We start from the raw sequence: 24,541 nt of genomic DNA, 5'->3' as shown, positions 1-24,541 counted from the left end.
GGCCCGCCCCGCCTGCACGCGCGGGCGATCCGTGCTAAGGGGGCGCCGTGAAGGACCGGCAGCGGCCGGGGAGCAAGGACGAGGGGTCTCGATGGCGGAAGCGATGCGCCCGGTGCATGTGATCGGCGGCGGGCTCGCGGGATCGGAAGCGGCGTGGCAACTGGCGCGCGCCGGAATCCCGGTGATCCTCCACGAGATGCGCCCGCTGCGCGCGACCGACGCCCACAAGGGCGACGGCCTCGCCGAGCTGGTCTGCTCCAATTCCTTCCGCTCCGACGACCACACCGCCAATGCGGTGGGCGTGCTGCACGAGGAAATGCGCCGGCTCGGCTCGCTCATCATGGACTGCGCCGACCGCCACCAGATCCCCGCCGGCGGCGCGCTGGCGGTGGACCGCGACGGGTTTTCCGCCGCCGTCACCGCCGCCATCGCCGCGGAGCCGCTCATCACGCTGGCGCGCGAGGAGGTGGATGTCCTGCCGCCGGAGAGCTGGGACAGCGTCGTCATCGCCACCGGCCCCCTCACCTCCCCGGCGCTGGCGCAGGCGCTGCGGGCGGAGACCGGCGAGGATTCGCTCGCCTTCTTCGACGCCATAGCCCCCATCGTCCATTTCGATTCGATCGACATGGACGTCGCGTGGTTCCAGTCCCGCTACGACAAGCCCGGCCCGGGCGGCACCGGGGCGGACTACATCAACTGTCCCATGGACAAGGCGCAGTACGACGCCTTCGTCGCCGCGCTGATCGCCTCCGACACCGTGCCGTTCCGCGAGTTCGAGGCGAACACGCCCTATTTCGACGGCTGCCTGCCGATCGAGGTGATGGCCGCGCGCGGGCCCGAGACGCTGCGCCACGGCCCGATGAAGCCGGTCGGCCTCACCAACCCGCGCAACCCCACGGTGAAGTGCCACGCCATCGTGCAGCTTCGGCAGGACAACGCGCTCGGCACGCTGTTCAACATGGTCGGCTTCCAGACCAAGGCCCGCCATGCCGAGCAGGTGCGCATCTTCCGCATGATTCCGGGGCTGGAGAAGGCGGAATTCGCCCGGCTCGGCGGGCTGCACCGCAACACCTACCTCAATTCGCCCAAGCTGCTGGACGGCACGCTGCGGCTGAAGGCGGCGCCGCGGCTGCGCTTCGCCGGGCAGATCACCGGCTGCGAGGGCTATGTCGAGAGCGCCAGCATCGGCCTGCTGGCCGGCCGCTTCGCCGCCGCCGAACGGCACGGGCTGGACCTCGCCCCGCCGCCGCCGACCACGGCGCACGGCGCGCTGCTCGCCCACATCACGGGCGGGCATCTGCTGGACGAGGACGCGGGCGAGGAGGGCGAGGCGAAGCCGCGCTCGTTCCAGCCGATGAACGTGAATTTCGGGCTGTTTCCCCCGCTGGTCGACGCCCCCCTGCTCGGCGCGGACGGCAAGCGCCTGCGCGGCCCGCAGAAGGGCGCCGCCCGCAAGCAGGAGATGGCGCGGCGGGCGCTGGCGGACATCGTCGCCTGGGCCGCCGGCAACCGCTTCACCCGCGAGGCCGCGGAATGAACCGGCCGGTGAAGCCGGCGGCGGCCGCCGCCCATTTCGAGCTCGACAGCGTGCTGAAGCGCGACATCTTCTCCACCATCGAGCGCGGCATCTGGCACGACGGCGCGGGCAACGCCTTTCCCGCGGTGCGCCGGCGCTACAGCGACGTCGCCTGGTGGGTGAAGCCGCTGGCGCGCCACTTCGCCCGCCGCGAGGCGCGGGCGCTGAAGCGGGCGGAAGGCTGCGGCTACACCGTGCCGCTCTATGCGCTCGAGGAAGGATTCCTGGTGCGCGGCTGGGTGGACGGGGTGCCGCTCCAGATCGCCCGGCCGGTGGGCGACCGCGCCTTCTTCGCCTCGGCGCGGGCCGGGCTGCGCGCCGTGCACCGCCGCGGCATCGTCCATAACGACCTCGCCAAGCCGCAGAACTGGCTGCGCCGGGCCGACGGCACCGCGCTGCTGATGGATTTCCAGCTCGCCATATGCTCGCGCCGCTGGGACGAGAACGGCCGCCGGCTGCGCCCCCGCAGCAAGCTGTTCCGCATCGCCGCGCATGAGGACATCCGCCACCTGCTGAAGCAGAAGCGCAGCTTCTGCCCGGAGGCGCTGACCTCGAGCGAAAAGCGGATGCTGGCCCGCAAGAGCCTGATCAACCGCATCTGGATGTCCACCGGCAAGCAGGTCTACATCTTCGTCACCCGCAAGCTGCTGAACTACCACGACACCGAAGGGCGCGGCCCCCGCGCCATGGAGCAGGGCCCCCGCCTCGCCGCGGAGCTGGGCAAGGCCGCGGGCGTGCGCGAGGCGCACATCGCCGACTTCCCGACCCCCGGCGGCAGCTTCGGGCTCTATGCCTTCGTCGAGGCGGCGCCCGGCGCGGCGCTCTCGGCCGAAGGGCTGCGGGCGCAGCTGGCCGCCGCGCTGCCCGGGCAGCTTCCGCCCGAGCACATCCAGATCGTCGAGGCGCTGCCGCGCGACGCCGGCGGCGCGGTGCGGGACGACCTGCTGCGCCTCGTCGCGCTCAACCAGATCGACCAGCTCGCCCTGCTGCCGCAGAGCGAGGCCGACCGCGCGACGCTGGAGCCGATCATCCGCGGCCGGCTGAACCTGACCGACCGGGTGCGGCGCGGCATCTGAGGCGGCGCCGCTACGGCAAGGGCGCTTGCAAGCGCGTTATAGTCCATCATAATAGTCTTCTATTACATGGATGGAGACGACGCATGAAGAAGGCCCTTCTCCTGGCGCTGGGACTTGGCATCGTGCTGGGACCGGCGGCTCTCGGCGCCGCCTCGGCGGCCCGCGCGGATGAACCCGCGCTCTGGAAGCTCTATGACCAATCGCTGAAGAGCGCCAAATACATCGACCTCACCCACGCCTTCGAGCCGGTGCAGCCGGTGTGGCCCGGCTTCGGGCCTGCGGTGTTCAAGCCCGCCGTCGCGGGGCAGGACATCGAGGGCTATGTGAAGAAGGGCGAGGAATTCACCTACGAGAAGCACGGCTTCGTCGCCACCGCCTACGACCTCACCACCGACCAGTACGGCACCCAGCTCGACCCGCCCTCGCACTGGAATCCGCTCGGCGCCACCATCTCCGACCTGCCGGCCACCTTCGCGATCCGCCCGCTGGTGGTCATCAACATCGCGGACAAGGCGGCGAAGGACGAGGGCTATCACCTCCAGATCTCGGACATCGAGGAATGGGAGGCCAGGCATGGCCGGATTCCGGAAGGCGCGGTCGTGTTCGTCCGCTCCGACTGGTACAAGAAATGGAAAGAGCGCGAGCGCTTCGCCAATGCGCCCTTCCCCGGTGTCAGCCTCGCCGCGCTGAAGTTCCTGCACCTCGAACGCAAGATCCTGTTCCACGGCCATGAGCCGCTGGACACCGACACCACGCCGACGCTGGAAGGCGAGCACTGGCTGATGCACAACAACTTCGCCCAGGCCGAAGGCGTCGCCAATCTCGACAAGGTGCCGGAGGCCGGCGCCCTCATCACCATCGGCTTCGCCAGGCCGCTGGGTGGCTCGGGCGGCTATGCCCGCTACATCGCCATCGCCCCGGCGGACTGGCCGGAAGGCGTGACGATTGCCGACGCGCCGGGGGCACCGCTACCGACACAGCCGGCACCGCTGAAGCGCGACGCCAATGGCGTGTTCCGGCCGACGCCGGCACCCTGACCCGTCACGCGCCGGGCGTCACACCCCCGGGAAAGGCCGCCGCGCCGCCCGCCACAGCCGCCACAGCCGGCCGAGCGGCGGCGTGGCCGGCACCTCGCGGAAGGGATCGTGCGCCCGCTCCATCCGGGCGAGATCGCCGGGAACCAGCGCCAGCGGCAGGAAGGCGGGCCGCGTGGCGGGATCGACCGCGGCGAGGGCGGCGCGGGCCTCCTCGTAATGGCGCCGCGCCAGCCGCCGCAGATCGGCCAGCGCCGCGCGCAGGCCCGGGGTCGGCGTGCCCGAGACCGCCTCGTCCCGCCCGACGCCATGGGCCTTCAGCAGGTCGAGCGGCACGAAGCACTGGCCGCGACGGGCGTGGATCGGAAAGCTGCGCAGGAGGCCGGTGACGGCATAGGCCACCCCGGCATGGCCGGCGGCATCGGCCGAGGCGCGGTCGGCCGGGCCGCCGAGGATGAGGCAGCCGAGCCGGATCAGCGCCGAGGAGGTCTCGCCGGCATAGCCTTCCAGATCGGCCACGCTCGGCATCGGGTCGTCATAGAGATCGAAGATGCGGGCGTCGATCAGCGCGTAGAGCGCCTCGCGCGGCAGCCGGTAGGCCTCGACCGCGGCCAGCAGCGCGGCGGCGACCGGATTGGCGGCGACATCGCCCCGCGCCTCGCCGATCAGCGCGTCGTTCCACCATTGCAGCCGCACCTCCCCGGCCATGGGGGTGCTGATCGCCTCGCGCACCCGCGCCACCTCCGCATTGAAGGCGTGCAGCGCGAACAGCGCGCCGCGCCGCTCCGCCGGGGCGTAGAGGTCGGCGACATAGCGGTCGCGGTCGAGGGTGCGGACAATGCCGGCGCAATAGTCGGGTTCAGCGGTCATGGAAGCCACGTGTGGCGGAAGGCCGGCCGCTTCAAGGGAGCGGGCCGAAAGAGGCGCGACGCGGCGCGGGACATCAGGAAATTGCGAGCAGGGCGGCGCCGACCGCCCGCCCCTCGTCGAGCAGCACGTTATAGGTGGCGGCGGCCGAGCGTGTCGGCAGCGCGTCGACCCGGAGGCCGGCGTCGCGGAAGCGCCAGCGCAGCGCCTCCGGCAGGGCCCACGGCTCGGCGCCGGTGCCGATCAGCAGCAGTTCCAGCGCCGCCGCCTCGGCGAAGACCGGGGCGAGCGCCGCCTCGGTGATCTCGACGGGAAGGCGCGGCGCCCAGCCATGGATGCCGGAGGGCAGCGCCAGCACCGAGCCGGACGAGGCCATGCCGGCAAAGTGGAAGAAGCCGGCGCCATAGCCTTCGATCGGCACCTGTCGGGGCAGGTGCGCGGGCGCCCCCGCGACGGGCGCCCCTGGCCGGCGGTCGGCGGGCCCGGCCACGCTCAGCCCGCCGTGCGCTCGGCCCGGGCGGCCTTGCTGCGCGCGGCGTCCTTGGCGGCGTCCTTGGCCGCCGCCTCTTCCATCGCCCGGGTGTTCACCCCGAGATAGATGAGCAGCGGCGAGGCGATGAAGATCGAGGTGTAGGTGCCGACCAGCACCACGCCGAACATCATCGTGACCGAGAAGGAATGGATCGCCCGCCCGCCGAACAGCACCAGCGACAGCAGCGCCAGCGTGACGGTGACATGGGTGATGACCGAGCGCGACAGGGTCGAGTTGACCGACTGGTTCAGCAGTTCGTCGATCGGCATCTTCTTGTAGCGCCGCAGCAGCTCGCGGATGCGGTCGTAGATGACGATGGTGTCGTTCAGCGAATAGCCGAGAATGGTCAGCAGCGCCGCCACGCTGGTGAGGTCGAAATCGATCTGGAAGATCGACATGAAGCCGATCGTCAGCACGATGTCGTGGAAATTGGCGATCGAGGCGCCGAGCGCGAACTGCCACTCGAAGCGGAACCACAGATAGATCAGGATCGCGACGACCGCGAGCATCAGCCCGATGATGCCGTAGCTGAGCAGCTCCTGCGAGACGCGCGGACCCACCACCTCCACCCGGCGGTATTCCACCTGGTCGCCGAGCGTGGTGCGGATGGTGCCGACCACCGCCTGCTGCGCCGCCTCGCCGCCGGGCTGCTGGGCCACGCGGATCAGCACCTCGCCGTCAGTGCCGATCTGCTGGATCTGCACCTCGCCGAAGTTCAGCCCCTCCAGCTTGGAGCGGACCTCGCCGATATTCAGCGTGTTGTTGGGGTAGCGCACTTCGAGCAGGGTGCCGCCCTTAAAGTCGATGCCGAAGTTCAGCCCCATCGTCGCGAAGGCGACGAGCGCGACGATGGAGAGCAGCGCCGAGATCGGGAAGCTGATGCGCCGGAAGCGCATGAAGTCGAAATGGGTATCGTCGGGGACGATGCGAAGCAGACGCATGGGGCTCGCCTTTCTCAGATCGGCACGTGCTGCGGACGCCGCGCACGAACCCACATCGCCACCATCAGGCGGGTGAGGGTGAAGGCGGTGAACACCGTGGTGATGATGCCGATGCCGAAGGTGATGGCGAAGCCGCGCACCGGGCCCGAACCGATGTAGAACAGCACCGCCGCCGCGATGAAGGTGGTGATGTTCGAATCGAGAATGGTCGACAGCGCGCGGGAGAAGCCGGCGTCGATCGCCGAGATCGCCGAGCGGCCGGCCCGCGCCTCCTCACGGATGCGCTCATAGATCAGCACGTTCGAATCGACCGCGATGCCGACGGTGAGCACGATGCCGGCGATGCCCGGCAGGGTCAGCGTGGCGCCGAGCATGGCGAGCAGGCCGAGGATCATGCCGACGTTCACCGCCACCGCCACCACCGCCACAACGCCGAACAGGCCGTAGGTCGCGATCATGAAGCCGGCGACGAGAAGGGCGCCGACAATGGAGGCGAGGATGCCGGCGCGGATGGAATCGGCGCCGAGGCCGGGACCGACCGTGCGCTCCTCCACCACCTGCAGCGGCACCGGCAGCGCGCCGGCACGCAGCAGGATGGCGAGGTCGTTGGCCTGCTGCACGGTGAAGCTGCCGCTGATCTGGCCGGAGCCGCCGGTGATCGGCTCGCGGATGACCGGGGCGGAGATGACCTGGTTGTCGAGCACGATGGCGAAGGGACGGCCGACATTGGCCTGGGTCGCCTCGGCGAAGCGGCGGGCGCCGTTGCCGTTGAAGCGGAAGGTGACGACGGGCTCGCGGGTGTTGGGATCGAAGCTGGGCTGGGCGTCGATCAGGTCCTCGCCGGCGACCAGCACGTGCTGCTCGATGACGTAGGGCACCTTCGGCTCGCCCTGCGAATACAGCACCTCGGTGCCGGCGGGCGGGCGGCCCTGCAGCGCCTGCTGCGGGTTCATCGAGGTGTCGACGAGGCGGAAGCTGAGCTTGGCGGTCTGGCCGAGCAGCGCCTTCAGCCGCGAGGGGTCCTGCAGGCCGGGCACCTGCACCTGGATGCGGTCCGAACCCTGCCGCTGGATCGAGGGCTCGGTGGTGCCGAGCTGGTCGATGCGCTTGCGGACGATCTCGATCGACTGCGACACCGCCTGAATGGTGCGGGCATTGATGCCCGCCTCGGTCGGGGTCAGGGTGATGACATTGCCGTTCTGGGTGACGTCGGTGTCGAGCTGGCCGCTCTGGGCCACCATGCCGCCGATCGGCTGGGCGAGGCCGCGCAGCTTCTGATAGGCGCCGGCGGCGTCCTGCCCGTCGCGAATCGTCACCTGGACCGCATTGCCCTGGATGGCGAGGCCGCTATAGCCGATGCGCGCCTCGCGCAGCGCGCCGCGGGCATCGTCGCGAAGCTGTTCGAGGCGGCCCTTGCGGACGTCCGCCTGCGCGACCTGAAGGACGATATAGGAGCCGCCCTGAAGATCGAGGCCGAGCACGATCTTGCGCTGCAGCGCGTGCGGCAGCGCGTCGAAGGTCGACTGGGGCAGGAGGCTCGGCGCGGCCATGAGGCAGATGACGGCGCAGAACGCCACAATCGCCAGAGCCTTCCATCGCGAAAAATAGAGCATGTCGATCTTTCCGGTCGCGCCCGCCGCTGCGGGCGCGCGGTCGTGCTGGGCAACGATGGATTAGGCGGCGGCTTCGTCCTTCGCCGGCTCGCCCTTGGCGCGCACGTCGGAGATGAGGGAACGGAGCTGGCGGACCTTCACATTCTCGCCGATCAGGATTTCCACCTCGGCCTCGTCGACCACGCGGGTGACCTTGCCGATGAGGCCGCCGGAGGTGACGACGGTGTCGCCGCGGCGGATGTTCTTGACCATGTCCTGGTGCGCCTTCGCCTTGCGCTGCTGCGGGCGCAGGATCAGGAAATACATGATGACGAAGATGAGCACGAAGGGCAGCAGCGACATCAGCATGTCGGTGCCGCCCGGAGCGCCGGCGGCCTGCGCGAAGGCGGGCGAAATGAACATAGACGTTCCTTGTCCGTCGAGAGCTCGGGAGCGCGGGCGAGGCCGGCGCAAGCGGCGCGGACTATACTGGTGCGCCTGCCGAATGCAACGTCGCCCGCACCGCGCCACCTGCCGCAGAGGCAGGCTTTCCCGATCAAACGGACGTCATCGCGACCCTATGGCCGGCCGCGGTCTCCCTTGCCGGCACGATGCCGCCCCGATATGCCGGGACCGGACCCGAGGAGCCGACGATGACCGACCCTGCCGCGCCCGACCTTCTGCCCCTGCTCGCCCGGATCGCCGACGCGCTGGACCGGCTCGCCCCGAGTCGCACCGCGCGGGCCGATTTCACCGCCGCCGACGCCTTCGTCTGGCAGGCGGCGGAGCGCCGGCTGGAGCCGGTGCCGCGGGTCAACCGGGTCGAGATGGCGCTGCTGCACGGCATCGAGCGCACCCGCGACCAGCTTCTCGACAACACCGCCCGCTTCGCCCGCGGCCTGCCCGCCAACAACGCCCTGCTCTGGGGCGCGCGCGGCATGGGCAAGAGCTCGCTGGTGAAGGCGGCCCATGCCAGCGTCAATGTCGAGATGGCGGCGAGCGGGCGGCCGGCGCTGAAGCTGGTGGAGATCCACCGCGAGGACATCGAGACCCTGCCGGCACTGATGGCGCTGATGCGTCCGGCGCCCTTCCGCTTCATCGTGTTCTGCGACGACCTTTCCTTCGATGCCGACGACACCTCCTACAAGTCGCTCAAGGCGGTGCTGGAAGGCGGCATCGAGGGGCGGCCGGAGAATGTGATCTTCTACGCCACCTCCAACCGCCGCCACCTGCTGCCGCGCGACATGATGGAGAACGAGCGCTCCACCGCGATCAATCCCGGCGAGGCGGTGGAGGAAAAGGTGTCGCTCTCCGACCGCTTCGGGCTGTGGCTCGGCTTCCACAAATGCTCGCAGGACGAGTATCTCGCCATGGTGGAAGGTTATGTCGCCCATTTCGGCATCCCGCTGGATGCCGCCACGCTGCGTGCGGAAGCGCTGGAATGGGCGACCACGCGCGGCGCCCGCTCGGGGCGCACCGCCTGGCAGTATGTGCAGGATGTGGCGGGACGGCTCGGCGTGTCGCTGGCCGGCGCGGCGCGGTAGCCGGCGCGGCGCGGTAGCCGGCTCGGGCCCGCCGAAGCGGCGGGCCGGCTTTCACAGCAGACAGACGGGCGGGCCCGAAGGCGCCGGCCCGCCTGCCGGACCTCGGCTCAGAGACCGGCGAGGTGCTGCGAGGGGTCGATCGGCTGCGAGCCCTTGCGGATTTCGAAATGCACCTGCGGCGAGGTGACGTTGCCGGTCTGGCCGGCCTTGGCGATGACCTGGCCGCGCTTCACGCTCTGGCCCTTCTTCACGTCGATCTCGCTGTTGTGGGCATAGGCGGTGACGTAGCCGTCGGCGTGCTTGATCAGCACGAGGTTGCCGTAGCCCTTCAGCTCGTTGCCGGCATAGGCGACGACGCCGTCCTCGGCGGCCTTCACCGCGGTGCCTTCCGGCACCGAGACGTTGATGCCCTCATTCTGCTGGCCACCCGGCTTCGGCCCGAAGGTGGAGATGACGCGGCCGCGCACCGGCCAGCGGAACTGCAGGCCGTTGTCGTTGCGGGCGTCGTCGTCCACCGGCGCGGCCGGCTGGACGGCGGCGACCGTCTGCGGCTTGGGCTCGGCGGCGGGCGCAGCGGCGGCGACGGCCGGCTTGGCCGCGGCGGGCTTGGCCGGCGGCTGCGCCAGCGAGGCGGTGGCAACCGGCTGGGTCTTGTCCACCGCCACGGTGCGCGGGGCGGCGGCGACGGGCTGCGCCGGGGGAACGGGGGCGGCAGCCGCGACCGCGACCGGGGCCGCGGTGTGGGCGGGCGGGGTGTGCGCCGCGACCGTCGCGGCGGTGGTGCCGGGGATCACGAGACGCTGGCCGATCTGCACCGCGGTATCGGGCGAGATGCCGTTGGCGGCGGCGATGGTGGCGCGCGGCACGCCATACATGCGGGCCAGCGACGACAGCGTCTCGCCGGGGGTGACGACATGGGTGCCGCCCGCCGCCGCGGCGACCGCGGGCTGGCCGGCGCGCGGCTGCGCCGCCACCTGCGGCGCCACCGGAGCCGGCGCGGCCGCGACCGGCTGCGGCCGGGCGCCGTAGATCGGCTGGGGCGCGGCGGCATAGGTCGGCGCCGTCGCCGGGGCGAGCGGGGTGGGCGCGGCGGCCGGATAGGCCGAGGCCGCCTGTGCCGGCGCGGCGTAGCGCGGCTGGGCCGGCGCATAGGGGGTCGGGGTGGCGGCCGGCGGGCTCAGCGCCGCGGTCTGGTAGGGAGCCGGAGCCGGCTGATACGGCGCGGGCGCCTGATAGGGCGCGGGGGTCTGGTACGGCGCGGGCGCGGCGGCGGTCTGGTACGGGGCGGGCGCGGCACCGGCGGGATAGGACGGCGGGGGATAGCCGTTCGAGGCGGAGGCATAGCCGGCACTGCCACCGGCGCCATAGCCGCCGATCGGCTCACGCTGCACCGCCGGGGTGGGCGCGGCAGCGACGGAGCCGGTATAGGCCGGGCCGGCGCTGCCGGTCTCGAAGGGATTGGAATTGGGATCGGCGAAACGGCTGCTGCTGGAGCTGCACGCCGCTGCGGAACCTGCCATCAGGGCCACAACGCCGATCCGGGAGAGGTGTCGCCAGTCGGAGGCCTTGAAAGAGCTACGCATCGCACCCACCACGCTTGAAATACGTGGGGAATTAAGCCGCCGTATAGGTAAACAGCGCCTTAAGCAGGCCTTGTTGTGGATAAAGACCCGGCTTCGCCGTGACCGAATTGTCACAGCACGGCGGCGACGCCGGGCAGCAGCGGCACGAAGCGCACGGCCATCACATCCCGCTGCGTCAGCCCCTCCGGGGTGCGCTCGAACCGGATGAGGCGCTGAGGTCCCTCGGCCGGGCCGACGGGGGCGACCAGCACGCCGCCGGGCAGAAGCTGCGCCAGCAGGGCGGGCGGCAGTTCCGGCACCGCCGCGGTGACCACGATGCGGTCGAACGGCGCCCGGGCGGGATCGCCGAAGGTGCCATCGGCGAGGCGCACCTCGACATTGTCGAAGCCTAGCTCCTTCAGCCGCTCCCCGGCGCTGCGGGCGAGGCCGCGGAACCGCTCCACCGTCACCACCCGCCCCGCCAGCCGGCTGAGGATGGCGGCGTGGTAGCCGCTGCCGGTGCCCACCTCCAGCACCGAATGGCGCGGCTGGAGATCGAGCCGCTCCGTCATCAGCGCCACCACCACCGGCTGGCTGATGGTCTGCCCGCAGGCGATCGGCAGCGCTTGGTCGGCATAGGCCAGCGCCCGGTATTCCGGGGCGACGAAGCGCTCGCGCGGCACCGTCTCCAGCACCCGCATCAGCCGGGGATCGCGGATGCCGCGCTGGCGCAGCGCCAGAATCAGCGCGGCGCGCCTGACGTCGTCGGTGTCGTCCTCGGGTGCGGTCTCGCTCACGCGTCAGGTCCTGCGGGCCGGCGAATCATCGCGCTGCCCAAGCGTAATCCGGGCGGCGCCCGAGGCCAGCCGCCCTCACCCCGCGAAGTGGCGGGCGAGCCGGGTCATCTCCGGCTCGTCGGTCATGTCCAGCCGCAGCGGGGTGACCGAGATGCGGCCCTCGTCCAGCGCGTGGAGGTCGGAGCCGTTCACCGTCTCGAAGATGCGCTTCTCGAAGGCGATCCAGTAATAGGGGTTGCCGCGGCCGTCATTGCGGGGGTCGATGCGGATCAGGTCCTGGTCGCGCCGGCCCTGGGCCGTCACCGCGACGCCCTTCACCTCCGCCACCGGGCGATTGGGGAAATTGACGTTCACCACGATGCCGCGCGGGATGCCGGCCTCGAGGAGGCTGCGCACCACCCCGGCGCCGAAATGCTCGGCGACGTCGTAGGGCGGAAAGGTGCGGGTCTCGAGGCCATAGGCCTGCGACAGCGCGATGGAGGGGATGCCGAGCACCGTGCCTTCCATCGCCCCCGCCACGGTGCCGGAATAGCCGACATCCTCGGCGACGTTCTGGCCGCGATTGACGCCGGAGAGCACGAGGTCCGGCTTGTGGCCGGCGAGGATGTGGCGCACCCCCATGATGACGCAATCGGTCGGGGTGCCCTTGACCGCGAAGCGCTTCTCCTCAACCCGGCGCAGCCGCAGCGGATCGGACAGCGAGAGCGAATGCGACACGCCGGACTGGTCGGTTTCCGGCGCCACCACCCACACATCGTCGGACAGCGCCGCCGCGATGCGCGCGCACACGTCGAGGCCCGGAGCGTGGATGCCGTCGTCATTGGTGACCAGAATGCGCATGCCGATATCCGTCCCTGTTCCGCCCCGCCGGGGCGCACCGCCCGCACCGCGCGGGCCGGGGCTCACCCGTGGCGACCGGGAGGCCCTCACCTTCTGCCATGCCGCCGTGACGCCGCCATGGCCCCGCCGACGGTGCTCAGACCGGCTTCTCGATCCGGTTGAGCCCGCCCATATAGGGCTTCAGCACGTCCGGCACCGCGACCGAGCCGTCCGCGTTCTGGTAGGTCTCGAGGATCGCCACCATGGCCCGGCCCACGGCGACGCCCGAGCCATTCAGCGTGTGGACGAAGCGCGGGCCCTTGCCTTCCTTCGGCCGGTAGCGCGCGTTCATCCGCCGGGCCTGGAAATCGGTGCAGGTCGAGCAGGAGGAAATCTCGCGATAGGCGTTCTGGCCCGGCAGCCACACCTCGATGTCGTAGGTCTTGGCCGAGGCGAAGCCCATGTCGCCGGTGCACAGCCGCATCACCCGGTAATGCAGGCCGAGCTTCTTCAGCACTGCCTGGGCGCAGGCCAGCATGCGCTCATGCTCGAAGGCCGACTGTTCCGGTGTGGTGATGGAGACCAGCTCCACCTTGTTGAACTGGTGCTGGCGGATCATGCCGCGGGTGTCGCGCCCCGCCGCCCCGGCCTCGGCGCGGAAGCAGGGGGTGAGCGCGGTGAGGCGCAGTGGCAGCTCCTCCTCCGCCACGATGCTCTGGGCGACGAGATTGGTCAGCGGCACTTCGGCGGTGGGGATGAGCCAAAGGTCCCGTTTAGCGCCCGGGGTGTTCACTCTCGCAAGATAGGCTCGAATTCTGTCCCTCACCTTCGGGTGAGCATCAGCCAATTCTGGCTCCGCTTCAATTTCATCCCATAGCAAATCTGCGAGCAACCGCGCCTCAGCATCACGCTCGTCCGATCCTAGAAATTGCGTTGCAGCGAACTGATCATCCCGGAACTTGGGCAGTTGCGCGGTGCCGAACATCGCCTCGTCCTTCACCAGCACCGGCGGGGCGATCTCGGTGTAGCCGTGCTCGCTGGTGTGGGTGTCGAGGAAGAACTGGCCGATGGCGCGCTCCAGCCGCGCGAGCTGGCCCTTGAGCACCACGAAGCGGGCGCCGGAGAGCTTCGCCCCCGCCTCGAAGTCCATCAGCCCCATCGCCTCGCCGATCTCGAAATGCTGCTCGGGCGTGAAGATGTACTCCCGCCACATCGGCACCGGCACGGTGCCGGAGGGCAGGTCCTCGCGCGGCACCAGCTCGTAATCGACGTTCTCGGTCTCGTCCTTGCCGTCCGGCACGTCGTCCAGCGGCACGTTGGGGATGGCGGCGAGGGCGGCGGTCAGCTCCTCCTCGGCGGCCTTCACCTCGGCTTCTAGGACAGGGAACAGCTCTTTAAGTCCTGTCCCCTCCGCCTTGAGACGATCAGCTAACTCGAAGTCCTTGGCCTTCATGGCCGCGCCTATAAGCTTAGCCCGGCTATTCGCGCGCGCCTGCAGCTCTTCCAGCTTCACGATGCCGGCGCGGCGGCGCTCGTCGAGGGCGATGAGCCCGTCGACCAGCGCCCGCGCCTCGGCCTCATCACTGCCGCGCCGGGTCAGCGCGCGGATGAGGCCCTGGGGCTCCTCGCGGATCCACTTGATGTCATGCATGGTACAGCCCCTCGAAGTCCGCCGGATGCGCCGCCGCCGATGTCAGGCCGCGGTGCTCTCCGCTTCCGCCGCCTCCGTCGCCGCGCGCCTCTTCTCGACGACGCGCACGAGGTAGACCGAGACCTCGTAGAGAAGCAAGGTGGGGATGGCGAGAGCGAACTGGCTCACCACGTCCGGCGGCGTCAGCACCGCCGCGGCGGCGAACACGCCGACGATGGCGTAGCGCCGTGTCTTCCTGAGCTGCGCCGAGGACACCACCCCGATCTGCGCCAGCAAAGTGAGGATCACCGGGAGCTGGAAGCACAGGCCGAAGGCGAAGATCAGCGTCATGATGAGCGAGAGATATTCGCTCACCTGCGGCAGCATCGAGATTTCCGCCGCGCTCGGCCCGGCGAGCTGCTGCATCGAGAGGAAGTAGGTCATCGCCAGCGGCATCGCGACGAAATAGACGAAGCTGGCGCCGATGAGGAAGCAGACCGGGGTCGCGATCAGATAGGGCCGGAAGGCGCTGCGCTCGTGCTTGTAGAGGCCCGGCGCCACGAACATGTAGATCTGCGTCGCCACCACCGGGAAGGAGATGAAGGCCGCGCCGAACATGCCGAGCTTGATCTGGGTGAAGAGGAACTCCTGCGGCGCGGTGTAGATGAGCTTGACGTGCTCGGAGCCGCCGGCGGCGAACTCATAGGGCCACAGCAGGATGTTGTAGATGTATTTGCCCAGCATGAAGCAGGCGAAGAACGCGACGAAGAACGCGATCAGCGACTTGATGAGCCGGGCGCGCAGTTCGATCAGGTGATCGAGCAGCGGCGCCTTCGAGGCGTCGATATCCTCCTGGCTCACGAGGCGGCTCCTTCATCGCCGGCCGGCTTGGCGGCGGTCGGGCTGGCGGGAATGGAGGGCTCCTCCGGTGCAGGGGTGGTGGCGGGGCCCGCCGTCTTCGCGGCGCTACGGCGGGTCCGCGGCCTGGGTGCCGCCGGCCCGTCCAGCGACGCGGCGGCGTCCGCGATCGCGGCGCTCTCCGACGGCACGGCGGGGGCCGCCGGCTTGGCGGCCTTGCGCGGGGCGCGGGGCTTCGCCGCCGGCTCGGCGGCTGCGGCGTCCGCCGCCTTGGCCCGCGGCTTGCGCGCAGGCTTGGCGGCGGGCTCCGCGGCGGCAGGAGAAGAGACGGCAGGAGAAGAGGCGGGTGCGGGCGTGGCCGGTGCGGCCTCGGCCCGGATCTGCGCGGTGATCGCCTCGCCGGACGCCGGCGCCGACGGCGGGGGAGCGAGATCGGCGATGGTGACCGGGGCGGTCGGCGCGGCGGGCAGCGGCGCGGGCGGGAGAGCAGCCGCGGCCGGCGGCGCCGGGGGAATGGCGGCCGGCACCACGGTAGGAATCACCGGCGCCGACGCGACCGGGGCCACCGGCGTTCCCGGCGCGGCGGTGCCGAGGACCGGATTTTCGGCCGGCGGCGCGGGGGCCGGGCCCGGCTCGGCCGGGGCCATGCCCGAGCCGGGCGGCTCGGGCGTGCGGCCCTCGATCTGGTCGACCGCCGCGCGCACGTCACGGCCGATGTCGAGCAGCGGGTTGGTCGGGATCGCGGCGCCGATGCCGGACTTGGCCGCGCTGAAACCGGACTTCGCGTCCTGCGCGAAGCCGGTCAGCTCGTTCTTCAGGTCCGCGAGGTCGGCCTCGCGCAGCGCCTCGTGGAATTGCCCCTGGAACTCGCCCGCCATGCGGCGAAGCTTGCGCACCGCCTGCCCGGCCGAGCGCAGCACGCCGGGCAGCTCCTTGGGGCCGATCACGACCAGCGCCACCACGCCGATCACCAGGAGTTCCGACCAGCCTATATCGAACATGACGCGCATGGGGCCGCGTGAAAGCGGCCCCTCCCCTTTCCGGAGCTTTCAGGTTTCGAGGCGCGACCGGCGGGGCCGGTCAGCCGACCTTGCTGCGCTCGGGCTCGACCACGGGCTGGTGGTCGAGATTGCGCACCGGCTCGGCCGGGGTAGCGGGCGGCGGGGTCTCGTCGTCGGCCATGCCCTTCTTGAAGGCCTTGATGCCCTTGGCGGCGTCGCCCATCAGCTCCGACAGCTTGCCGCGGCCGAACAGCAGAAGCACCACCAGCAGAACGATGATCCAGTGCCAGATGCTCAGCGAACCCATGACTTAAACTCCTGTTTCCTCGACCGCGCCGGGGAACGCCTGATGCCGCCCCGTCCGACCCGACCGCTTCCGCGTCGTCCGCGTGAACTCCCGGGGACACTAGGACCCGGTCGCGGCGAAAACAAGAACCTCAGCCCCATCAATGTGGACGCCCACTTCATGCCCACGTGAAAGCCCGGCTATGCCGCGGCGGCGCACGATGACCGGGTGGTCGAGCCCTTCCACCGCCACCTCGTAGAGGTCGAGCTCGCCGAGGAAGCGGTGGGCGACGACCCGGCCGGGGGTGCCGCTGCCCGGCGCCCGCAGGTCCACCCCCTGCGGCCGCACCGCCGCGATACCCGCGGCCCCCTCCTCCAGCCCCGGCGCGGGAAAGCGGCCGATCGCGGTTTCGAGCTGCCCGGCCGCCACCACGCCCGGCACCTCGTTCATCTCGCAGAAGAAGCGGGCGGCGATCAGGTCCGCCGGGTTACGGTAGAGCTCCTCGGGCGTGCCGAGCTGCACCAGCCGCCCGCCCCGCATCAGCCCGATGCGGTCGCCGAGCCGCATCGCCTCCTCGGGGTCGTGGGTGACGATGATCGAGGTGGCGCGGGCCTCGCGCAGCACGTTCAGCGTCTCGGTGCGCACATTGTCGCGCAGCCGGCGGTCAAGGCCGGAGAACGGCTCGTCCATCAGCAGGATGCCCGGCCGCGGCGCCAGCGCACGGGCCAGCGCCACGCGCTGCTGCTCGCCGCCGGAGAGGGTGTGGGGATAATCGAGGGCGTGGTGCTCCAGCCCCACCCGCGCCAGCGCCCGCCGCGCCGCGCCCTCCACCTCCGCCTTGCTCATGCCGCGCAGGCCGAAGGCGACATTCTCCAGATTGGTGAGATGGGGAAACAGCGCGTAGTCCTGGAAGACGAGGCCGATATTGCGCTTCTCCGGCGGAACGAAGCTGTCCGGCCCCGCCAGCACCCTCTCGTCCAGCAGGATGCGGCCGGCATCCGGCCGCTCGATGCCGGCGATCAGCCGCAGCAGCGTGGTCTTGCCGCAGCCGGAATGGCCGAGCAGGCAGATGATCTCCCCCGGCTCGGCGGTGAAGGAGACGCCCCGCACCGCCGGGACATCGCCATAGGAATGGCGGACATCCTCCAGAATCAGCCGGCTCGCCAGCGACACCGGAGTGCGCAGGCTGGGGCGCGCGGCGGGGGCGGCCGTGGCCGTCCCGGTGCGCGGCGGGTCCTTCAGCATGGCCATGTCGCTCGTCTCCCCTGTCCTGCCGGGCTCATTCCTCGTCGTCGTCCGGTGTCGGATAGGGCGCAAGGGCGAGATCCACAAGGTCCGGCTCCACCGGATCCTCGTCGTCGCGCAACCCCTCGTCGTCATTCGGCAGCGGCACGGTGAGGCCCGCCGGCACGCGGGCGTCGATCAGCCCGGTGCCCTTCAGCTCCTCGATCCCCGGCAGGTCCTGGATCGATTCGAGCCCGAAATGGCTGAGGAAACCGGCGGTGGTGCCGTAGGTGATCGGCCGGCCGGGACTGCGGCGGCGCCCGCGCATGCGGATCCAGCCGGATTCGAGCAGCACGTCCAGCGTGCCCTTGTTGGTCGAGACGCCGCGAATCTCCTCGATCTCGGCGCGCGTCACCGGCTGGTGGTAGGCGATGATCGCCAGCGTCTCCAGCGCCGCGCGGGAGAGCCGGCGCGGCTCCGGCTTGTCGCGCGCCAGCAGGAAGCCGAGATCGGGCGCGGTGCGCATCATCCACTTGCCGGCGACACGCACCAGATTGACCCCGCGCGGCGCGTAGTCGGCGGACAGCGTGGCCAGCAGCCGGGGCAGGTCGGCACCCTCCGGCAGGCGGGCGGCGAGCGTCGCCTCATCCAGCGGCTCGTCGCTGGCGAACAGCATCGCCTCCAGCAGCCGCAGCGCCAGCGGCCGCGGGCCGGCCTCGGGTTCCGCCGCCGCGCGGGCCCGCGCGGCCTCGCTCATCGCCCCTCCTCCCCGTGGAGGCGGGGGCGGATCCAGATCGGCGCGAAGGCGCCGTCCTGCTGCAGGTCGATGAGGCCTTCGCGCACCATTTCGAGGCTGGCGGAAAAGCCCGAGGCGAGCGCGGTGGCCCGCAGCTTCGGGTCCGCCATCCAGTTCAGCAGGAAGCCATCCAGCCGGGCCCAGTCCCCGTCCGCGGGCAGCCGCCCGATGAGCCGCTCCAGCCGCTCGCGGGCATCCGCGAGGGAGAGCACGTTGCGCGGGGCGAAACGCACCTGCGAGAGCGCGGCGCGCTGGCGCTGCGCGCCATAGGCGGCGAGCAGGTCATAGAGGCTGGCCTCGTAAACCGGCGGCCCCTCGCGGCGCAGCGGCTCCGGGGCGCCGCGGGCGAACACCTCGTGGCCCAGCCGGTCGCGGGTGGCGAGATGGGCAGCGGCGGCCCGGATGCGCTCCAGCCGGCGCAGGCGCTCGGCAAGGTCGGCGGCGAGGTCGGCCGCGCTCGGCCCTTCTTCCTTCGGCGCTTCCGGCAGCAGCAGGCGCGACTTGAGATAGGCCAGCCACGCCGCCATGACGAGATAGTCCGCCGCCAGTTCCAGCCGCACCCGCCGCGCGGCATCGACGAAGCGCAGGTACTGCTCGGCGAGATCGAGGATGGAGATGCGGGAGAGATCGACCTTCTGGGTGCGGGCGAGCGCCAGAAGCAGGTCGAGCGGCCCCTCGAAGCCGCCGACGTCGACGACGAGCGCCTCCTCGCCGGGCGCGCGGCCGGCGTCCTCCGCAGAGAAGGCGAATTCGCTCTGGGCCATCGCGGCAGCGGCGTCCGGTCGGTTTCGGTCAGGATGCCGCGATCATAGCGGAAAATTCCTCCCGCGCCTGCGAAACCTCGAGGACGGAGGCGGCATGGAGCCGTTCCAGCGCCGCCGCGCAGCGCCGTGCCGCGGCACCGGCCAGCACCGGCGTGGCGCCGGCCACCTCGGTCATCTCCTCCATCCGCCCGTTGCAGTGGAGCGCGAGGTCGCAGCCGGCGGCGAAGGCGGCCTCAGTGCGGCCCGCCAGCGTGCCCGACAGCGCACCCATGGAGAGGTCGTCGCTCATCAGCGCGCCGTCGAAGCCGATATGGCCGCGGATGATCTCGCCGATGACGGTGGCCGAGGTCGTGGCGGGGCGGTCGGGGTCGATCGCGGCGTAGACGACATGCGCGGTCATGGCGAGCGGCAGGTCGGCCAGCAGCCGGAACGGCTCGAAATCCGTCGCCTCCAGCTCGGCGCGGGAGGTTTCGACCACCGGCAGGCTTTCATGGCTGTCGGCGCGGGCGCGGCCATGGCCGGGAATGTGCTTCAGCACCGGCAGCACGCCGCCCTGCATCAGCCCTTCGGCGGCGGCCCGCGCGAGCGCCGCCACCTGCGGCGGCGTGGAGCCATAGGCGCGGTCGCCGATGATGCCGTGCCCCTCCGGCAGGCGCAGATCGGCGCAGGGCACGCAGTCGACAGTGATGCCGAGCGCGGCGAGGTCATGGGCCATCAGCCGGGCCCCCAGCGCCGCCGCCCGCCGCGCGGCGTCGAGATCGCCGGCCTCGGCGAGGCGGGCGAAGCGCTCCGCGGGCGGATAGGCCGGCCAGTGCGGCGCCGCCAGACGCTGCACCCGCCCGCCCTCCTGGTCGATCAGCACCGGCGCGTCGGGGCGCCCCACCACGGCGCGGAAGGCCGCGACCAGCGCGGCGACCTGCGCCGGGCTCTCGACATTGCGGCGGAAGAGGATGAGCCCCCACGGGTTGGTGGCGGCAAGGAACGCCTCCTCGCCGGGCGACAGCACGAGGCCGGCGCAGCCGGTGATGAAGGCACGGACGGGAGCGGGGGAGAGCGTGGCCATGGCGCGGTTTAACCTCAGGGGCGCGCGGGGGTCAAACCGCCGGCGCCATCGGCGGCGCTGCGGCGCGCCCGCGCGGAAGGCCGGGCTCTGGAGACGGGGCGAAGACGCGGCGGGTGAGAAAGGAAGGCGCGGCGGGTCAGAAAGCAGGAACGCGCGAGCGGCCCGGCAGGGCGGCGCCATCCGGCGCCGTCGACGTGTGGCTTGAGGCCCTTGATAGGCTGTCCGCGCCGGCCTTACCCACCCGAGCCAGCCACACATGAGGGCAGACCCTCGTTTTCAGGCCGGCACGCGCGGCACGGACGCCAGAAGCCCGGAAACCGGCACGGGGAGCCGACGCCGCGCCTCGCGCCGTGCACGCTCCCGGCCGCCACAGGCTGCCCGCCGAACCGGAAGGCCCGGCAGGCCCCGGCGCCGCTGGACGCGCCGGGCCTCAGGCACCGGCTCAGTACTTCTGCACCATGCAGTCGCCGCCCTGGTTGCGCAGGTTCTGGCACAGGTTGGCGGCCTGATCGCGGCTGGCGAACGGCCCGACCTGGGCGCGGAAGAAGATGCCGCGGTCACCCAGATCGACCCGGCGGACGCTGGAGGCGTAGCTGCCGAGAACCGTCGGATACTTGCCCTGCGCGGTCTTCCACGCGGCCTGCGCTTCCGCCTGCGAGCGCCCGGCGGCGATCTGCACGAAGAAGCCCGAGGCGGTGGAGAGACCGGCAGCGGCGCCATTGGCCGCGGCCCCGGCCGCCGGCGCCTGGGCGAGATTCGCCGGCGGGGTGGCGGCGGTGCGGGTCGGCGGCAGCGGGACGTTGGCCGCGGGCGCCTCGACCGGCGTCGGGCTGGAATAGGCGATCGGCGCGGCGTCGGTGGGCGCCGGGGTCGCGGCCGGCGAATCCGGCATCGGCCCGCCGGCCGGCGCCGGCGCGGCGGACGGGCTCTCGACCACGCTGCCATCGGCGCGCACGGTCAGGGTGCGCACCCGCTTCGGCTCGGTGGCGCCGGCCGCGGTGCCGGGCGCGGTGCCTTCCGCCGGCATCGCCCCGGTCGGCGCGGGGGCCGACGGCGTGGGATAGCCGGAGGTGACGTTGCGCGGCTGTGCCGCCTGCGACACGTCGACCGGCTGCTCCTCGCGCGGCACCACCCGCTCGGTGCCGCCGGCGGCGTCGCCGCCGACGCGGTCATAGATGATCTTCTGGCTGTCGGCGCCGCCGGCCTGCTTTTCCGGCGTCATCTTGTTGGGCTGGTCGTCGGCGCGGATCACCGGCGGCTGGCCGTCGGAAGAGGCGACGTGGCTGGCGGAGCCGCCGCCCATGTGGCGGTAGAAGTAGAAGCCGCTCACGCCCGCGGTCGCGAGCAGGACCAGCACGGTGACGACCGCCAGCCGCCGGCGCTTGCGGGCCCGCTGCTCCTCGTCGGCCGCCTCATATTCGGCCTCGTACTCGTAGGCGCCCTCGTCCTCCTCATACATGTCCTCGGCTTCGGCCGAGCGGTCCTCGTCATAGGCGACGGGGTGGGCTTCCTCGGCGGCCGGGCGGGGCGGCTGCGGTGGCGGCGCGACCGGCTGGCGCGCGGCCGGGGCGGCCGGCGGCGCGGGCGGAATCGCAACGCGCTCGCGGATCGGCGCGGCCGGCTCGGCACGGGACAGCGGCAGGCGCTCGCTGCGCGGGTCGTGCGCGCGCTCGGCGCGGGGGTCGTTCAGGCGCTCGCTGCGCGGGTCGTGCCCACGGCCTTCCGCCGGCCAGGGCTCCGGTGCGCGCGGCGGCTGCGGACGCGGCTCCGGCGCCCGGGCCTCGGGGGCGCGATAATCCGACCGGGGCTGCGGCGCCGGCGCACGCTGTTCCGGCGGGCGGGGCTGGCCCTGCGGGGCGGAGCGCGGCGGCGGCACCGGCGACTCCAGCGCATCGAAGTCAAGCGACTGGCCGAGGGCGGCGGCAACCGCCGCCTCCGCCGCGCTGAGCGCGCCCCGCGCCCGCTCCTGGGCCGGCGGCTGCGGGTAGCCCGGAGCCGGGGGGGCACCCGCCGGGCGGCGGGCAGGATCGGCATAAGGGTCTGCCGGGCGCTGCGGCGCGCGCGCGAAGCCGCGGCTCAGGTCACGGGCCTGATCGGCGATGGCGTGGGAATGGGGCTGGTTGGGATAGGGCTCCGGCGCCCGCGCCGGATCGGCATAGACGTCGCGGGCATAGGCGGAGAGCGAGCCGGGCGAGCTCGGCGGCATCTCCCGCGGCGGGCGCGACGGCGTCGACTGGGCATAGGGGTCGGCCGGGCGGGAGGCCGGCCCGCGCGGCGGCGGCGCGACGGGGCGGGGTTCGGCGGCGCGCGGGTCGGACGGCCGGGGATCGGTGTAGCGCGGGTCGGCGTAGCGGGGTTCGGGCGCGCGCGGCTCCGGCGCCCGGGGGGCATAGCCCCTCGGCTCGGGCGGCTGCGGGGCGCGCGGCTCGGCGTAGCGGGGATCGGCGGGGCGCGGTTCAGGAGCGCGGGGCTCGGGCGGGCGCGGCGGGGCGGCGGCGCGGGGGTCGCGCCGGGGCGGTGCCGGGGGCGCCCCGCCGGGCATGAGATCGGCGAAAGGGTCGTCCTGCGCGATCAGCCGCGCCAGCTCGGCCAGCCGCTCGTCGGCAGCGGTTCGCTCCGGCGTGGGCTGGGGATGAGCTTCATCCTGCCGGAACCGCACCCTGCTCTCATCAACCATCGCACCGATCCATCTGGCAGCCCCGCGGGCGGCATCGCATCCCGCCGGCTCGGGCGAGCCGGCATCGTCTCGTGAGCGGCCGCAGCAAGGCGCTCACCGCATCTCCTCGGGCGCTGCAACGCCAAGAATGGCCAGCCCGGACGCGATCACGAGAGCCACCGACTGCACCAGCGCCAGCCGCGCATGGCTCAAGAATCGATCATCTTCGATAATGAAGCGTAAATGTGGCAGGTCTTTACCGCGATTCCACTGCGCGTGCAGCGCGCTGGCGAGGTCGTAGAGGTAAAATGCCACCCGATGCGGCTCGCGCGCCGCCGCCGCCTGCTCGATCAGGCGGGGATAATTGGCGATCTGGCGGATCAGCGCGATCTCGCCCTCGTCGTCGAGCCGCGACAGCGGCGCCTGCGCATAGGCCGAAAGGTCGGCGGGAAGCTCGCCCAGCGTCGCGGCGGCGTTGCGCAGGATGGAGCGGGCCCGGGCGTGGGCGTACTGCACATAGAAGACCGGGTTGTCCTTGCTCTGCTCGATGACCTTGGCGAGGTCGAAGTCCAGCACCGCGTCGTTCTTGCGGTAGATCATCATGAAGCGGACGGCGTCCGAGCCGACCTCGTCCACCACCTCGCGCAGGGTGACGAAATTGCCGGCGCGCTTCGACATCTTCACCGGCTCGCCATTGCGCAGCAGCCGCACCAGCTGGCACAGCTCGATGTCGAGCGTGTCGGCGCCGCCGGTCGCGGCCTTCACCGCCGCCTGCATCCGCTTGACATAGCCGCCATGGTCGGCGCCCCAGACGTCGATCATCCGGGCGAAGCCGCGGTCGAACTTGTCCTTGTGGTAGGCGATGTCGGCGGCGAAATAGGTGTAGGCGCCGTCCGACTTCACCAGCGGCCGGTCGATCTCGTCGCCGAAGGCGGTGGCCCGGAACAGCACCTGCTCGCGGTCCTCCCAGTCTTCCGGCGGCGCGCCCTTGGGCGGCGGCAGCCGGCCGTCATAGATGAGGTCCCGGGCCCGCAGCTCGGCCATCAGCCGGTCGATGATCGAGGCCTCGCCGCCGGGCCGGTCGTGCAGGCTGCGCTCGGAGAAGAACACCTCGTGCCGGATGTTGAGCGCGGCGAGGTCGTCGCGGATCATCGCCATCATCATGTCGATGGCGATCGGCCGGGCCAGCGCGATCTGCTCGGCCTCGTCCCGCTCCTTCAGGCCGCGGCCGTATTTCGCCACCAGAGCCTGCCCCACCGGCACGAGGTAATCGCCGGGATAGAGCCCCTCGGGAATCTCGATGGCCTCGCCCAGCGCCTCGCGGTAGCGCAGCAGGGCGGAGCGGGCGAGCACGTCGATCTGCACGCCGGCATCGTTGATGTAATACTCCCGCGTCACCTTCCAGCCGGCGAAGGCGAGCAGGCTGGCCAGCGCATCGCCGAAGGCAGCGCCGCGGCAATGGCCGACATGCATCGGGCCGGTGGGGTTGGCGGAGACATATTCGACATTCATCGGCGCGCCGCCGCCGAGATCGGCCCGGCCATAGGCCGCACCCGCCAGCAGCACCGACTTCAGCAGCGTCGGCCACACCGCCCCGTCGAGCGCGATGTTGATGAAGCCGGGGCCGGCGACCTCCACCCGCACCACGCCCTCGACCGCGCGCAGCTTTTCCGCCAGCTTCTCGGCGAGGTCGCGCGGCTTCATCCGGGCGTCCTTGGAGAGCACCATCGCGGCATTGGTCGCGAGGTCGCCGTGGCTCGCCTCGCGCGGCGGCTCGACCACGACGCGGCCGGCGTCGAGGCCGGCGGGCACCACCCCCTCGGCGGCCAGCGCGGCGAGCGCGGCGCGGACGTGATCGGCGAAGAGCGCGTAGATGTTCATCGGCAAGGCTCCGGGCTGGCGGGCGCCGGCTGGCGCGCCCTC

22 protein-coding genes are annotated in these 24,541 nt (G+C 71.8%); 4 read left to right on the top strand and 18 right to left on the bottom strand.

Annotation, left to right across the window (positions count from 1 at the left end):
- The first annotated feature begins 103 nt into the window (after window positions 1-103).
- The 3 genes from trmFO to KHC27_RS15655 all read left to right on the top strand — a co-directional run bounded on the left by trmFO (window position 104) and on the right by KHC27_RS15655 (window position 3,689).
- A complete protein-coding gene (gene trmFO, locus KHC27_RS15665; RefSeq protein ID WP_425514887.1) occupies window positions 104-1,537 on the top strand; it encodes a methylenetetrahydrofolate--tRNA-(uracil(54)-C(5))-methyltransferase (FADH(2)-oxidizing) TrmFO in 1,434 nt (477 codons plus the stop codon).
- Window positions 1,534-2,652 carry a serine/threonine protein kinase gene (locus tag KHC27_RS15660; protein ID WP_213340313.1) on the top strand — a complete coding sequence of 373 codons (1,119 nt, stop codon included), beginning with the start codon at window positions 1,534-1,536 and terminating at the stop codon, window positions 2,650-2,652. The genes trmFO and KHC27_RS15660 overlap by 4 nt, the downstream gene beginning before the upstream one ends.
- An 83-nt stretch (window positions 2,653-2,735) precedes the next feature.
- On the top strand, window positions 2,736-3,689 hold the full coding sequence (locus KHC27_RS15655; protein WP_213340312.1) for a cyclase family protein: 954 nt from the start codon (window positions 2,736-2,738) through the stop codon (window positions 3,687-3,689).
- An 18-nt stretch (window positions 3,690-3,707) separates the two neighbouring features.
- Here the strand turns inward: KHC27_RS15655 and KHC27_RS15650 are convergent, their stop codons facing one another.
- The 5 genes from KHC27_RS15650 to yajC form a co-directional block, all read right to left on the bottom strand.
- Window positions 3,708-4,556 (bottom strand): phytoene/squalene synthase family protein, encoded by an 849-nt coding sequence (locus KHC27_RS15650; protein ID WP_213340311.1) that lies wholly within the window; start codon window positions 4,554-4,556, stop codon window positions 3,708-3,710.
- Between the two features lie 73 nt (window positions 4,557-4,629).
- Window positions 4,630-4,974 carry an Mth938-like domain-containing protein gene (locus KHC27_RS15645; RefSeq protein ID WP_343210924.1) on the bottom strand — a complete coding sequence of 115 codons (345 nt, stop codon included), beginning with the start codon at window positions 4,972-4,974 and terminating at the stop codon, window positions 4,630-4,632.
- Between the two features lie 71 nt (window positions 4,975-5,045).
- Window positions 5,046-6,026 (bottom strand): protein translocase subunit SecF, encoded by a 981-nt coding sequence (gene secF / locus KHC27_RS15640; protein ID WP_213340310.1) that lies wholly within the window; start codon window positions 6,024-6,026, stop codon window positions 5,046-5,048.
- 14 nt (window positions 6,027-6,040) lie between these two features.
- A complete protein-coding gene (secD, locus tag KHC27_RS15635; RefSeq protein ID WP_213340309.1) occupies window positions 6,041-7,639 on the bottom strand; it encodes a protein translocase subunit SecD in 1,599 nt (532 codons plus the stop codon).
- A 60-nt stretch (window positions 7,640-7,699) separates the two neighbouring features.
- Window positions 7,700-8,041 (bottom strand): preprotein translocase subunit YajC, encoded by a 342-nt coding sequence (yajC, locus tag KHC27_RS15630; protein ID WP_213340308.1) that lies wholly within the window; start codon window positions 8,039-8,041, stop codon window positions 7,700-7,702.
- A gap of 230 nt (window positions 8,042-8,271) precedes the next feature.
- On the opposite strand from yajC, the gene KHC27_RS15625 reads away from it, so the two are divergent.
- A complete protein-coding gene (locus KHC27_RS15625; protein WP_213340307.1) occupies window positions 8,272-9,162 on the top strand; it encodes an ATP-binding protein in 891 nt (296 codons plus the stop codon).
- 107 nt (window positions 9,163-9,269) lie between these two features.
- On the opposite strand, the gene KHC27_RS15620 is transcribed toward KHC27_RS15625, so the two are convergent.
- The 13 genes from KHC27_RS15620 to argS form a co-directional block, all read right to left on the bottom strand.
- A complete protein-coding gene (locus KHC27_RS15620; RefSeq protein ID WP_246519976.1) occupies window positions 9,270-10,745 on the bottom strand; it encodes a M23 family metallopeptidase in 1,476 nt (491 codons plus the stop codon).
- A 110-nt stretch (window positions 10,746-10,855) separates the two neighbouring features.
- Window positions 10,856-11,521, bottom strand: coding sequence for a protein-L-isoaspartate(D-aspartate) O-methyltransferase (locus tag KHC27_RS15615; protein WP_213340306.1), 666 nt, complete (start codon window positions 11,519-11,521; stop codon window positions 10,856-10,858).
- A 75-nt stretch (window positions 11,522-11,596) separates the two neighbouring features.
- Entirely contained in the window at window positions 11,597-12,361 is a 765-nt protein-coding gene (gene surE, locus KHC27_RS15610; protein WP_213340305.1) for a 5'/3'-nucleotidase SurE, read from the bottom strand.
- Between the two features lie 136 nt (window positions 12,362-12,497).
- Window positions 12,498-13,991: a serine--tRNA ligase gene (gene serS / locus KHC27_RS15605; RefSeq protein WP_213340304.1), complete on the bottom strand. Its 1,494-nt coding sequence runs from the start codon at window positions 13,989-13,991 to the stop codon at window positions 12,498-12,500.
- Window positions 13,992-14,033: 42 nt separating this feature from the next.
- The gene (gene tatC / locus KHC27_RS15600) at window positions 14,034-14,831 is read right to left on the bottom strand and encodes a twin-arginine translocase subunit TatC (RefSeq protein WP_213340303.1); all 798 of its coding nucleotides are present in this window, start codon (window positions 14,829-14,831) and stop codon (window positions 14,034-14,036) included.
- Window positions 14,828-15,838 carry a Sec-independent protein translocase protein TatB gene (gene tatB / locus KHC27_RS15595; protein WP_246519975.1) on the bottom strand — a complete coding sequence of 337 codons (1,011 nt, stop codon included), beginning with the start codon at window positions 15,836-15,838 and terminating at the stop codon, window positions 14,828-14,830. The genes tatC and tatB overlap by 4 nt, the downstream gene beginning before the upstream one ends.
- 70 nt (window positions 15,839-15,908) lie before the next feature.
- The gene (locus tag KHC27_RS15590; RefSeq protein ID WP_213340302.1) at window positions 15,909-16,136 is read right to left on the bottom strand and encodes a twin-arginine translocase TatA/TatE family subunit; all 228 of its coding nucleotides are present in this window, start codon (window positions 16,134-16,136) and stop codon (window positions 15,909-15,911) included.
- A gap of 99 nt (window positions 16,137-16,235) precedes the next feature.
- A complete protein-coding gene (locus tag KHC27_RS15585) occupies window positions 16,236-17,366 on the bottom strand; it encodes an ABC transporter ATP-binding protein (protein WP_246519974.1) in 1,131 nt (376 codons plus the stop codon).
- Between the two features lie 28 nt (window positions 17,367-17,394).
- Window positions 17,395-18,096, bottom strand: coding sequence for an SMC-Scp complex subunit ScpB (scpB, locus tag KHC27_RS15580; protein ID WP_213340301.1), 702 nt, complete (start codon window positions 18,094-18,096; stop codon window positions 17,395-17,397).
- Entirely contained in the window at window positions 18,093-18,899 is an 807-nt protein-coding gene (locus KHC27_RS15575) for a segregation and condensation protein A (protein ID WP_213340300.1), read from the bottom strand. The genes scpB and KHC27_RS15575 overlap by 4 nt, the downstream gene beginning before the upstream one ends.
- Window positions 18,900-18,927: 28 nt before the next feature.
- A complete protein-coding gene (nagZ, locus tag KHC27_RS15570; RefSeq protein ID WP_213340299.1) occupies window positions 18,928-19,962 on the bottom strand; it encodes a beta-N-acetylhexosaminidase in 1,035 nt (344 codons plus the stop codon).
- 442 nt (window positions 19,963-20,404) lie between these two features.
- Window positions 20,405-22,639 (bottom strand): SPOR domain-containing protein, encoded by a 2,235-nt coding sequence (locus KHC27_RS15565; protein WP_213340298.1) that lies wholly within the window; start codon window positions 22,637-22,639, stop codon window positions 20,405-20,407.
- A 93-nt stretch (window positions 22,640-22,732) separates the two neighbouring features.
- The gene (gene argS, locus KHC27_RS15560; protein WP_213340297.1) at window positions 22,733-24,499 is read right to left on the bottom strand and encodes an arginine--tRNA ligase; all 1,767 of its coding nucleotides are present in this window, start codon (window positions 24,497-24,499) and stop codon (window positions 22,733-22,735) included.
- Between the last annotated feature and the right edge of the window lie 42 nt (window positions 24,500-24,541).

The sequence above is a fragment of the Ancylobacter lacus genome (assembly GCF_018390635.1).
GTDB classification, from domain to species: domain Bacteria; phylum Pseudomonadota; class Alphaproteobacteria; order Rhizobiales; family Xanthobacteraceae; genus Ancylobacter; species Ancylobacter lacus.
This window is presented reverse-complemented; position numbering and strand designations above follow the sequence as displayed.

Bases quoted from the DNA above. Each gene is read 5' to 3' on its own strand.
- serS (WP_213340304.1), bottom strand. From the start codon at position 13,991: ATGCATGACATCAAGTGGATCCGCGAGGAGCCCCAGGGCCTCATCCGC.
- yajC (WP_213340308.1), bottom strand. From the start codon at position 8,041: ATGTTCATTTCGCCCGCCTTCGCGCAGGCCGCCGGCGCTCCGGGCGGC.
- tatB (WP_246519975.1), bottom strand. From the start codon at position 15,838: ATGCGCGTCATGTTCGATATAGGCTGGTCGGAACTCCTGGTGATCGGC.
- scpB (WP_213340301.1), bottom strand. From the start codon at position 18,096: ATGAGCGAGGCCGCGCGGGCCCGCGCGGCGGCGGAACCCGAGGCCGGC.
- KHC27_RS15655 (WP_213340312.1), top strand. From the start codon at position 2,736: ATGAAGAAGGCCCTTCTCCTGGCGCTGGGACTTGGCATCGTGCTGGGA.
- KHC27_RS15565 (WP_213340298.1), bottom strand. From the start codon at position 22,639: ATGGTTGATGAGAGCAGGGTGCGGTTCCGGCAGGATGAAGCTCATCCC.
- trmFO (WP_425514887.1), top strand. From the start codon at position 104: ATGCGCCCGGTGCATGTGATCGGCGGCGGGCTCGCGGGATCGGAAGCG.
- KHC27_RS15625 (WP_213340307.1), top strand. From the start codon at position 8,272: ATGACCGACCCTGCCGCGCCCGACCTTCTGCCCCTGCTCGCCCGGATC.
- secD (WP_213340309.1), bottom strand. From the start codon at position 7,639: ATGCTCTATTTTTCGCGATGGAAGGCTCTGGCGATTGTGGCGTTCTGC.
- KHC27_RS15620 (WP_246519976.1), bottom strand. From the start codon at position 10,745: ATGCGTAGCTCTTTCAAGGCCTCCGACTGGCGACACCTCTCCCGGATC.
- KHC27_RS15575 (WP_213340300.1), bottom strand. From the start codon at position 18,899: ATGGCCCAGAGCGAATTCGCCTTCTCTGCGGAGGACGCCGGCCGCGCG.
- argS (WP_213340297.1), bottom strand. From the start codon at position 24,499: ATGAACATCTACGCGCTCTTCGCCGATCACGTCCGCGCCGCGCTCGCC.
- KHC27_RS15660 (WP_213340313.1), top strand. From the start codon at position 1,534: ATGAACCGGCCGGTGAAGCCGGCGGCGGCCGCCGCCCATTTCGAGCTC.
- KHC27_RS15650 (WP_213340311.1), bottom strand. From the start codon at position 4,556: ATGACCGCTGAACCCGACTATTGCGCCGGCATTGTCCGCACCCTCGAC.
- surE (WP_213340305.1), bottom strand. From the start codon at position 12,361: ATGCGCATTCTGGTCACCAATGACGACGGCATCCACGCTCCGGGCCTC.
- KHC27_RS15590 (WP_213340302.1), bottom strand. From the start codon at position 16,136: ATGGGTTCGCTGAGCATCTGGCACTGGATCATCGTTCTGCTGGTGGTG.
- KHC27_RS15585 (WP_246519974.1), bottom strand. From the start codon at position 17,366: ATGGCCATGCTGAAGGACCCGCCGCGCACCGGGACGGCCACGGCCGCC.
- secF (WP_213340310.1), bottom strand. From the start codon at position 6,026: ATGCGTCTGCTTCGCATCGTCCCCGACGATACCCATTTCGACTTCATG.
- nagZ (WP_213340299.1), bottom strand. From the start codon at position 19,962: ATGGCCACGCTCTCCCCCGCTCCCGTCCGTGCCTTCATCACCGGCTGC.